This is a genomic window from Pseudomonas sp. Pdm06 (assembly GCF_014851795.1).
Classification (GTDB): domain Bacteria; phylum Pseudomonadota; class Gammaproteobacteria; order Pseudomonadales; family Pseudomonadaceae; genus Aquipseudomonas; species Aquipseudomonas fluorescens_AA.
On sequence record NZ_JACVAH010000021.1, the window covers coordinates 101,725 to 112,388 of the forward strand.

The 10,664-nt window shown below is 60.8% G+C and carries 9 protein-coding genes; 3 read left to right on the top strand and 6 right to left on the bottom strand.

Translation table 11 applies throughout. The annotated features are described in order from the left end of the window. Nucleotides 1-37: 37 nt before the first annotated feature. Nucleotides 38-466: a hypothetical protein gene (locus IB266_RS27745; RefSeq protein ID WP_060739312.1), complete on the top strand. Its 429-nt coding sequence runs from the start codon at nt 38-40 to the stop codon at nt 464-466. 76 nt (nt 467-542) lie between these two features. Here IB266_RS27745 and IB266_RS27750 read toward each other — a convergent pair whose 3' ends face one another. The 6 genes from IB266_RS27750 to IB266_RS27775 all read right to left on the bottom strand — a co-directional run bounded on the left by IB266_RS27750 (nt 543) and on the right by IB266_RS27775 (nt 7,036). Beyond that, the gene (locus IB266_RS27750; protein ID WP_192263702.1) at nt 543-1,469 is read right to left on the bottom strand and encodes an ABC transporter permease; all 927 of its coding nucleotides are present in this window, start codon (nt 1,467-1,469) and stop codon (nt 543-545) included. After that, nucleotides 1,469-2,575 (bottom strand): ABC transporter permease, encoded by a 1,107-nt coding sequence (locus IB266_RS27755; protein ID WP_103311284.1) that lies wholly within the window; start codon nt 2,573-2,575, stop codon nt 1,469-1,471. Before IB266_RS27755 ends, IB266_RS27750 begins: the two co-directional genes overlap by 1 nt. Before the next feature lie 11 nt (nt 2,576-2,586). Further along, complete coding sequence (locus tag IB266_RS27760; RefSeq protein ID WP_192263705.1) at nt 2,587-4,140, bottom strand: ABC transporter ATP-binding protein; 1,554 nt, start codon at nt 4,138-4,140, stop codon at nt 2,587-2,589. 533 nt (nt 4,141-4,673) lie between these two features. After that, nucleotides 4,674-5,255 (bottom strand): IMPACT family protein, encoded by a 582-nt coding sequence (locus IB266_RS27765; protein ID WP_060739308.1) that lies wholly within the window; start codon nt 5,253-5,255, stop codon nt 4,674-4,676. A 7-nt stretch (nt 5,256-5,262) separates the two neighbouring features. After that, nucleotides 5,263-5,913 (bottom strand): TetR/AcrR family transcriptional regulator, encoded by a 651-nt coding sequence (locus IB266_RS27770; RefSeq protein WP_060739307.1) that lies wholly within the window; start codon nt 5,911-5,913, stop codon nt 5,263-5,265. Nucleotides 5,914-6,115: 202 nt separating this feature from the next. Next, a complete protein-coding gene (locus tag IB266_RS27775; RefSeq protein WP_072410356.1) occupies nt 6,116-7,036 on the bottom strand; it encodes a LysR family transcriptional regulator in 921 nt (306 codons plus the stop codon). 123 nt (nt 7,037-7,159) lie between these two features. On the opposite strand from IB266_RS27775, the gene IB266_RS27780 reads away from it, so the two are divergent. Both IB266_RS27780 and IB266_RS27785 read left to right on the top strand, forming a co-directional pair. Further along, complete coding sequence (locus IB266_RS27780; RefSeq protein WP_060739305.1) at nt 7,160-8,509, top strand: aspartate aminotransferase family protein; 1,350 nt, start codon at nt 7,160-7,162, stop codon at nt 8,507-8,509. 72 nt (nt 8,510-8,581) lie between these two features. Further along, nucleotides 8,582-10,075 (top strand): CoA-acylating methylmalonate-semialdehyde dehydrogenase, encoded by a 1,494-nt coding sequence (locus tag IB266_RS27785; protein ID WP_192263708.1) that lies wholly within the window; start codon nt 8,582-8,584, stop codon nt 10,073-10,075. Nucleotides 10,076-10,664: the final 589 nt, after the last annotated feature.

Sequence of the window (10,664 nt, forward strand, 5' to 3'; positions counted from 1 at the left end):
TAGCCTTTTCGCTCCCCAATTATCTGGAGCAATGTGTATGTGGAGTTCGATGCAATATCGCCAGGTGGTGCGCGGCAGCGCCTGGTACGACCTTATCGTGTCGGCTGTGCTGGCCACGCCGTGGAGCTTTGCGGCGTTGCATGGTGTGTTGATGAGCCTGACTCAGCTATTTGACCTGCCTGGAGAACTGCCGCCGTTTGCGCCGGCACATATGCTGATGGTGAATTTGCTGGGCTCGATTGTCTGCGTGTGGGCGGTGCTGCGGATTCGTGATCCGCAACCGCTGTACGGACGGTATGACGCGGCGGGGCGGTTTCTGTTTGCGGCCTGGCAGTTGTATGCGCTGCTTCATGGGGCCAGTGCGGTGTTGTGGGTTTTCCTGTTTTTGGAGGTGGTGTGGGGTGTGGTTCAGGTGTTGCCTGTTCGGGCCTCATCGCGAGCAAGCTCGCTCCCACAGGGGGCCTGAGTCAAACCTGAACTCAGTGTTCACCTGGTCTAGTGTGAGAGCGAGCTTGCTCGCGATAGGTGCGCCGCGGTCTATCTCAATGCCCCGCCTGCCAAGGCTGCCCCAGTGACACCGGCGCATACAGCCGGGTGCGCACGGCATCCCGGGACAGCAGCACCAGCACCACGATGGTCGCGGCGTAGGGCAGCATTGCCAGCAGACTCGATGGAATCGCCAGCCCCAAGCCCTGGGCCACCAGGTGCAGGATGCTGGCGAGACCGAACAGGTAGGCACCCAACAGCAGGCGCCACACTCGCCAACTGGCGAATACCACCAGGGCCAGGGCGATCCAGCCACGGCCGGCGCTCATGTTCTCGGCCCACATCGGCGTGTAGGCCAACGATAGATAGGCGCCGGCCAACCCGGCCATGGCGCCGCCAAACAGCACCGCCAGGGTCCGCACCCGCAATACCGGCAGGCCCATGGCGCTGGCGGCATCCGGATTCTCGCCGACGGCCTGGATGATCAGTCCGGTGCGGCTTTTCATGATCACCCACGCCACCAGTGCAAACAATGCGAAGGACAGGTAAACCAGCAGATCCTGGGCAAACAGCATCCGTCCGACCAAGGGGATGTCGCTCAGGTAGGGAATGGCCAGCGGCTCGAATCCCGCCAGCGGTTTGCCGACCCAGGCCGCGCCGACAAAACTCGACAGGCCCACCCCGAAAATCGTCAGCGCCAGCCCGGTGGCCACCTGATTGGCGTTGAACACCAGCGCCACCAGCGCGAACAATGCCGACAACAGCATTCCGGCGGCCATCGCCAGCAGCACGCCGAGCCAGAGGTTGCCGCTGTTGAACGCGACGATAAAGCCGATCACCGCGCCGAACAGCATCATGCCTTCCTGGCCCAGGTTGAGGACGCCGCTTTTTTCGCAGACCAATTCACCCAGGGCCACCAGCAGCAGGGGTGTGCCGCAGCGGACCATGGCGTAGAAAATATTGCTCAACAGGTCGATATCCATCACAGGGCTCCTGCCTGTACCGCAGTGGTTCGGGCGCGCCGGGTCCAGCGCAGGTTCAGGCGTGGCCGGTAGAGGATCAGCACGTCGCAGGCCAACAGGAAAAACAGCATCATCCCCTGGAACAACTGGGTGATCGCCTGGGGCAGGTTCAACGACATCTGCGCGCTCTCGCCGCCGATGTACAGCAGCGCCATCAACAGGCTGGCAAACAGAATGCCGATGGGATTGAGCCGTCCCAGGAATGCCACGGTAATCGCCGCATAGCCGTAGCCCGGCGACACCTGTGGCACCAGTTGGCCGATCGGCCCGGTCACTTCGCAGACGCCGGCCAGCCCGGCCAGCGCACCGCTGATCAACAGCGCCAGCCACACCAGCGGCTTCTGGCGAAAGCCGGCGAAACCGGCGGCGCGGGCGTCGAGGCCCAGCACCTTGATCTGAAAACCGACGAAGCTTTTCTGCAGCAAGACCCACACCGCCACCAACGCCAGCAGGGCGAAATACAGCCCGGCATGGACCCGGCCATCCTCCAGCAGCAACGGCAGGCGACTGGCCTCGCCGAACATCGCCGACTCCGGGAAGTTGAAACCCGCCGGGTCTTTCAACGGCCCGTGAACGCAAAACAGCAGCAGGTTCAGGGCGATGTAATTGAGCATGATGCTGGTCAGGATTTCGTTGGCATTGAAACGCGTGCGCAGCCACGCCGTGAGTCCGGCCCAAGCCGCCCCTGCCAGGGTGCCGGTCAGCAGGATCAGCACCAATGCCCAGCGGCTTTGCACGCCGATGATGTTCACCGCCAAGGCACTGCCGGCCAGGGCGCCCAGCAGCAGTTGGCCTTCGGCGCCGATGTTCCAGATCCGCGCCTGATAGGCCACTGCCAGACCGAGGGCGCAGAGCAGGATCGGCAAGGTCTTGACCAGCCACTCGGACACGCCGTACAGGTCGCTGATCGGGGCGATCAACAGGGTGTACAGCGTTTGCAACGGGTCATGCCCCAGGGTGATGAACAGCAGCGAGCCGCAGCCCAGGGTCAACACGGCGGCCAGCAGCGGCGAGCACCAGAGCATCAGGCGCGATTGCTGGCCACGGGGTTCGAGAGAAAGCAGCATGTGGAACTCCGTTATACCGGCGCGGGGGCAGGGGATTGAGGGGCGTCGAACTGGCCGGCCATCCAGCCGCCGACGTCGCTGAGCCGGGTCTCGCCCGTGGGGCGCAAGGCCGACAGGCGCCCGCCGCACAAGGCGCCGAGGCGGTCGCTGATCTGGAACAGTTCGTCGAGGTCTTCGGAGATCACCAGAATGGCCGCGCCCGCATCGCGCAGGGCGATCAGGGCGCGATGGATGGTCGCCGCCGCCCCGACGTCCACGCCCCAGGTCGGGTGCGCGGCCACCAGCAGTTTTGGCTGTTGGAGGATTTCCCGGCCAAGAATGAATTTCTGCAAGTTGCCCCCCGAAAGACTGCGTGCCGGGGTTCGGGTGTCAGGTGTCTTCACGCCAAAGCGACGGATGATTTCCTCGGCCAGGTGTTCGACCTGACGGCGTCGAATCAGCCCATGACTGACCAGGCCCTGTTGGAAAGCGCTGAGCAAGGCGTTATCCGCCAGGCTCAATTGCGGCACGGCGCCGTGGCCCAGGCGTTCGGCGGGGACAAATGCCAGGCCGAGTCGACGACGGGCATCGGGGCGCAGGTGCGCGACGGGTTGACCGGCGAATCGGATCGTTTCGCCTTGCTGGCGGGGAAGCTGCGTTTCTCCGCTGAGCAACGCCAGCCATTCGTCCTGGCCGTTGCCCGCCACCCCGGCGATGCCAACGATTTCGCCGCTGCAGACTTCAAGATCAATGTCCCTCAGCGAGCAGCCGAACGGGTCCGGGTTGTGCCAGGACAGCTTGTTGATTTGCAGGAAGGCTTTGTCTGCGCTGGCCTTGGGGTAGTCTGTGATCAGCCCGGCCGCTTCGCCGACCATCAGTTGTGCCAGCTCCCGGTCCGAGCAATGCGCCGGGGTGCAATGCCCCGAAACCCGCCCGCCCCGCAGTACCGTGGCGCTGTGGCACAAGGCTCGCACCTCTCCGAGCTTGTGGCTGATAAACAAAATGCTGCAGCCCTCGCTCGCCAGGCGACGTAGGGTCACGAACAACTCTTCGGCTTCCACGGGCGTGAGCACCGAGGTCGGCTCATCAAGAATCAACAAGCGAATGTCCTGCATCAGGCAGCGAATGATCTCTACCCGCTGGCGCTCGCCAATCGACAGGCTGTGAACCAGCCGCTGCGGTTCCAGCGCCATGCCGTAGCGTCGGGACACTTCGCGAATCCGGGGTTCCAGCTGTGCTGGCGAACCGGCCGTAGCGCCCATTGCCAGGGCAATGTTCTGCGCAACGGTGAGGGTTTCGAATAGCGAGAAATGCTGGAACACCATGCCGATGCCCAGGCTGCGAGCCTGGGCCGGGTTACGCAGGTTGACGTGCTGGCCTTGCCAGATCACTTCACCCGAATCGGCAGGGGTGACGCCGTAGATAATCTTCATCAGGGTGCTTTTGCCCGCACCGTTTTCGCCGAGCAGGGCGTGGATTTCGCCGGGCTGGATGCTCAGGTCGATGGCGTCGTTGGCCAGGCAACCGGGGTAGCGTTTGCTGATCTTGCGCAGTTGCAGGCGCGCGATGGAGTCGGGGTTGGACATGGCAAGCTCGGGCCGATGGACAGGAATGCCTGTGGATAAAGCAATTTCCTGGCCATAAGGTCAGGAAAATACCTTGGGCCTGTCGGCAAGGCCTTCTGCGTATGGGCTGGAGACCTGCAACAGAAAATTCTGCACCGGGTTGGAGCGCGCACGTTTTACGCAGGCATCGGTTTGCCCTGAAATGGGTGGTTAAAAATTGAACAAGCGGCCGCGAGCCATGATCTTCTTGGGGCGGGAGGAGCCATGAACGGGTTATCCACAGGTTGCTCCACAGTTATTGTGCGCAAGCCGGAAACTCGGGCATAAGCACTGCGAGGCTTTCTTCTAAAGGTGATAAACCCCTGCAAGCATTTGTTTTGCAGATGGATTTGTCGATTGGGCAGGACTTTGGACGAAAAATGAGCAACCCTCTAAAACCCGCATGACAGAAGGGTTACAGAGGAATGTGCTCAGGTTATCCACAGTCGGGTGCACAGTGGATGTGGGCAAGTTGAACGATTGCGCGACGCTCTGAAAGGTCGCAAGCCGCGAACTCAACGCTCCAACAAGATCCGTCCACGGCTCAGGCCGGCCAGTTGCGCTTGCAAGGTTTCGATGTGAGCTTCACCCACGGCCAATTGCAGGTCTACGCCATTGGCGGTGAAGCGTTCTTCATTCACCAGCCCGCCACACTCGGCGACGCGCAGTTTCACCAGGGGCAGTTCGGCGAACCCGCAGCTACAGTGCAGCGGCACACGGCTGATCAGTTCGATTTTTTCGGCGTTTTGCAGGCATTTGTTCGCACCGCCGCCGTAAGCCCGGGCGAGCCCACCCGTGCCCAGTTGAATCCCGCCGTACCAGCGAATCACCAGCACCACGACTTGATCGCAGGCCTGGGCTTCGATCGCGGCCAGGATCGGCCGCCCGGCGGTGCCACCTGGTTCGCCATCGTCGTTGCTGCGGTATTGGTCGCCGAGTTTCCAGGCCCAGCAATTGTGCGTGGCATCCAGGTCGCTGTGCTGCTCGATGAACGCTTGGGCATCGGCGGGGCTTGTGATGGGCGCGGCGAAGGTGATGAAGCGGCTTTTGCGAATTTCTTCGCGGTACTCGCAAAAACCGGCAAGGGTAAAGGGCATGGCGATCTTAAAGAGTGGGTGTCAGGCCGCAGCCCTTGAGAATGATGCGGATCAGGTTGTCACCCGCGTCGATCATGTCTTGCTTGGTCAACTTGCTGCGACCGGTCACGCGACAGATCTGGGTGGCGAAGTCGGCGTAATGCTGGGTGCTGCCCCACAACAGGAAAATAAGGTGCACCGGATCGATCGGGTCCATCTTGCCGGCGTCGATCCAGGCCTGGAACACGGCCGCACGACCATTGAACCAGGCGCGATAATCCTGGTTGAAATACTCGGTCAGGCATTCGCCACCGCTGATCACTTCCATGGCAAACAACCGCGATGCCTGGGGTTGGCGACGAGAGAACTCCATTTTGGCGCGGATATAGCGGGTCAAGGCTTCGGCCGGATCATCCTCGGCGGTGAGGGTATTGAAGGTGCTGTCCCACAATTCGATGATGTTGCTCAGTACCGCTACGTACAAGCCGAGTTTATTGGTGAAGTAATAATGCAGGTTCGCCTTGGGCAGCCCAGCCTTGAGGGCGATGGCATTCATGCTGGTACCTTTGAACCCGTGGCGAGCGAATTCATCTTCGGCAGCCTTGAGGATCGTCTCTTCATTCTTTTGACGAATGCGACTGGTGGGCTTGCCACTGTGGGCTGGGACTTCAAAGGTCATGGGCGTTTCCGGGCTGGGTCTGTGGGCAAGCAAATGCGTTGATAGCGCACCGGCATCAATCCGACAAGTGCCATCACACTAAAACCCGGCTAAACATCTGTGGGAGCGAGCTTGCTCGCGATAGCGGTTGGTCAGTCAGCGGTAATGTGAATGATCTATCGCTATCGCGAGCAAGCTCGCTCCCACAAGGGGGCTGAGGAGATCAGCGGGTTGCCGCCAGGCTCTCGAGGAAACTCTCCAGCACCAGATGAGGCCGGCGACCCTTGCGCGTCACCGACGCCAGGCTCAGGTCATAGAACCGTGCCGCGGGTTTCAAGGCCCGCAACCGACCTTGCTGGACCCAGAGGTTGGCGTAGTGATCAGGCAGGTAACCGATGTAGCGCCCGGTGAGAATCAGGAACGCCATGCCTTCACGGTCCGATGCACTCGCGGTGCAATTGAGCGCCTGGTAGTGGGCCTGGATCTCGGCCGGCAGGCGGAACGTGGGGGCGATGGCATCCTGGCTGTTGAGGCGAGCGTCTTCAAGCTGTTGGTCATCGACATAAAACAGTGGATGCCCGACCGCGCAGTACAGCAGCGATCGTTCACTGTACAGCGGTTGATATTCCAGCCCTGACAGGGCACTGGCCTGGGGGACCACGCCGACATGCAAGCGCCCGTCGAGCACGCCTTGCTCGACCTCGTTGGGGGCGATCATGCGAATCTGGATCTGCACGTCGGGCCCGCGCTCTTTCAATTGCGCCAGGGCGTGGGTGATGCGCATGTGGGGCAGGGTGACCAGATTGTCGGTCAGGCCGATGGTCAACTCACCGCGCAAGTGCTGGTGCAGGCCGTTGACCTCAGTGCGAAAACTTTCCAGTGCGCTCAATAGCTGCAACGCCGATTGATACACCTCGCGCCCTTCCTCCGTCAGGGAAAACCCCGCGCGCCCGCGTTGGCACAGACGCAAACCGAGGCGCTGTTCGAGGTCGCTCATCTGCTGGCTGATGGCCGAGCGGCCGATGCCCAGCACGGTTTCCGCGGCGGAAAACCCACCACATTCCACGACGCTGCGAAAAATGCGCAGCAGGCGAATATCAAAGTCGCTGACCTGGGCCAGTGGATCGGGACGACGCGCGCTCATAGTTTAGTGATCCGCCGACTGAAGGTTACAAAAGTTGCATTTCATCGACTTTATCGCCGTGGCAACTTAGCTGCAAGAACGCTTTCGATTCCCTGTCGCTTATGACCTGCGAGGTTTTTGTCGATGAACATGCCCGAACACGCTGCCGGTTCCCTGGCCAGCCAGCTCAAGCTCGATGCCCACTGGATGCCCTACACCGCCAACCGCAATTTCCAGCGCGATCCGCGCCTGATCGTCGCCGCCGAAGGCAGTTGGTTGGTGGATGACAAGGGGCGCAAGGTGTACGACTCGCTGTCGGGGCTGTGGACATGCGGCGCCGGGCACACCCGCAAGGAAATCCAGGAAGCGGTCGCCAAGCAACTGGGCACCCTCGATTACTCGCCGGGGTTCCAGTACGGTCATCCGCTGTCGTTCCAGTTGGCGGAAAAAATCACCAGCCTGACCCCGGGCAATCTCAATCACGTGTTCTTCACCGATTCCGGCTCCGAGTGCGCCGATACCGCGGTGAAGATGGTCCGCGCCTACTGGCGTCTCAAGGGCCAGGCGACCAAGACCAAGATGATCGGCCGTGCCCGTGGTTATCACGGGGTGAACATCGCCGGTACCAGCCTCGGCGGCGTCAGCGGCAACCGCAAGTTGTTCGGCCAGGCGATGATGGATGTCGATCACTTGCCCCACACCTTGCTGGCCAGCAACGCCTATTCCCGTGGCATGCCGAAAGAGGGTGGCATCGCCTTGGCCGATGAGCTGCTGAAACTGATCGAACTGCACGATGCATCCAACATTGCCGCAGTGTTCGTCGAACCGATGGCGGGGTCGGCCGGGGTGCTGGTGCCACCTGAGGGGTACCTCAAGCGCCTGCGGGAAATCTGCGACCAGCACAGCATTCTCTTGGTGTTCGACGAAGTGATCACCGGTTTCGGTCGCACCGGTTCGATGTTCGGTGCCGACAGCTTTGGCGTGACCCCGGACCTGATGTGCATCGCCAAGCAAGTCACCAATGGCGCGATCCCCATGGGCGCGGTGATTGCCAGCAGCGAGATCTACCAGACGTTCATGAACCAGCCGACGCCTGAGTACGCGGTGGAGTTCCCCCACGGCTACACCTATTCGGCGCACCCGGTGGCTTGCGCGGCTGGCCTGGCGGCGCTGGACCTGCTGCAAAAGGAAAACCTGGTGCAGAGCGTGGCCGAGATCGCCCCGCATTTCGAGAATGCGCTGCACGGTTTGAAGGGCGCGAAGAACGTCATCGACATTCGCAACTATGGCCTGGCCGGCGCGATCCAGATCGCCGGGCGCGATGGCGATGCCATCGTGCGTCCGTTCGAGGCCGGCATGGCGTTGTGGAAAGCCGGGTTCTATGTGCGCTTCGGCGGCGACACCCTGCAGTTCGGGCCTACGTTCAACAGCAAGCCGCAGGACCTGGATCGCCTGTTCGACGCCGTCGGTGAAGTGCTGAACAAGCTCGACTGATGCGTCCTTCTCTATAGCTTTCGATAGCGGGCGTCCGGTCACGGGCGCCTGTTGATAATTCCGGAGTCCCCCATGAGCCTCATCCCGCATTTGATCAATGGCGAACTGCTGAACGACAGTACTCGCACCGCCGATGTGTTCAACCCGTCCACTGGCCAGGCCATCCATAAGGTGCCGTTGGCTGATCGCGCGACCATCCAGCAGGCTATCGACGCCGCCAAGGCGGCTTTCCCGGCCTGGCGCAATACTCCAGCGGCCAAGCGTGCACAGGTCATGTTCCGTTTCAAGCAATTGCTGGAGCAAAACGAGGCGCGTATCGCCCAGTTGATCAGCGAAGAACATGGCAAGACCTTGGAAGACGCGGCCGGTGAACTCAAGCGCGGCATCGAGAACGTCGAGTTTGCCTGTGCAGCGCCAGAAATCCTGAAAGGCGAATACAGCCGTAACGTAGGACCGAATATCGACGCCTGGTCAGACTTTCAACCCTTGGGCGTGGTGGCGGGCATCACACCGTTCAACTTCCCGGCGATGGTTCCGCTGTGGATGTATCCGCTGGCGATCGTCTGCGGTAACTGCTTCATTCTCAAACCGTCCGAGCGCGACCCGAGTTCGACGTTGCTGATCGCCCAGTTGCTGTTGGAAGCCGGTTTGCCCAAGGGCGTCTTGAGCGTGGTCCATGGCGACAAGGCCGCAGTGGATGCGCTGATCGAAGCGCCGGAAGTGAAGGCGCTGAGTTTTGTCGGTTCGACGCCGATTGCCGAATACATCTATGCCGAGGGCACTCGACGTGGCAAACGTGTCCAGGCACTGGGTGGGGCGAAGAACCATGCGGTGCTGATGCCGGATGCCGACTTGGACAATGCCGTCAGCGCGCTGATGGGCGCGGCGTACGGTTCGTGCGGCGAGCGTTGCATGGCGATTTCGGTGGCGGTGTGTGTCGGCGACCAGGTGGCGGATGCACTGGTGTCCAAGCTGGTGCCGCAGATCAAGGCGCTGAAGATCGGCGCCGGCACGTCTTGCGGGCTGGACATGGGGCCGTTGGTGACCGGTCAGCACCGGGACAAGGTCAGTGGCTATATAGAAGAGGGTGTGACGGCGGGTGCTTCGCTGATTGTCGATGGTCGCGGCTTGAGTGTGGCTGGGCATGAGGAGGGCTTCTTCCTCGGTGGCTGCCTGTTCGATCGTGTGACCCCCGAGATGCGCATCTATAAGGAAGAGATCTTTGGGCCGGTGCTGTGCATCGTCCGGGTCAACAGCCTGGAGGAGGCGATGCAACTGATCAATGATCACGAGTATGGCAACGGCACCTGCATCTTCACCCGCGATGGCGAAGCGGCGCGGTTGTTCTGCGACGAGATCGAGGTTGGTATGGTGGGGGTCAACGTTCCATTGCCAGTGCCTGTGGCCTATCACAGCTTTGGCGGTTGGAAGCGTTCGCTGTTCGGCGACCTGCACGCCTATGGCCCGGACGGCGTACGTTTCTATACCCGCCGCAAGGCGATTACCCAGCGCTGGCCGCAGCGTGCTAGCCATGAGGCTTCACAGTTCGCGTTCCCCAGCTTGTAGTCAGTCAGTGAAGAGGCCGGCGCCCTTGGCGTCGGCCTCTGTATTTCCGGGACTTTTTGACTGATGTGACAGAATTGTGAAAATAGGTGTTGACGGCAAATTCTGGACGTCTATAATTCGCCCCACTTCCGGCGCAGTCGAAACGGAAAACTCCTTGAGATTCAACGAGTTAAGTAGGTTTCGAAGGTGCAGGGCTTCAGTTCATCGAAGTCTGGAAGGAGCAGATAGAGTGGTGTTGTTTGACTCTATATGCGGTTCGATCTTCTCGGTCGAAAGCGGTGAAAAAGAGGTGTTGACAGCAGCGAGTAACGCTGTAGAATTCGCCTCCCGCTAACGAGAGATCGGAAGCGCAAGTGGTTGAAGTTGATAAGGAAACTTTGAAAACTTCTTAAAATAACCGCTTGACAGATACACGGGGCGCTGTAGAATGCGCGCCTCGGTTGAGACGAAAGACTCAGCCAGCCGCTCTTTAACAACTGAATCAAGCAATTCGTGTGGGTGCTTGTGGAGTCAGACTGCTAGTCAACAGATTATCAGCATCACAAGTTACTCCGCGAGAAATCAAAGATGTAACCAACGATTGCTGAGC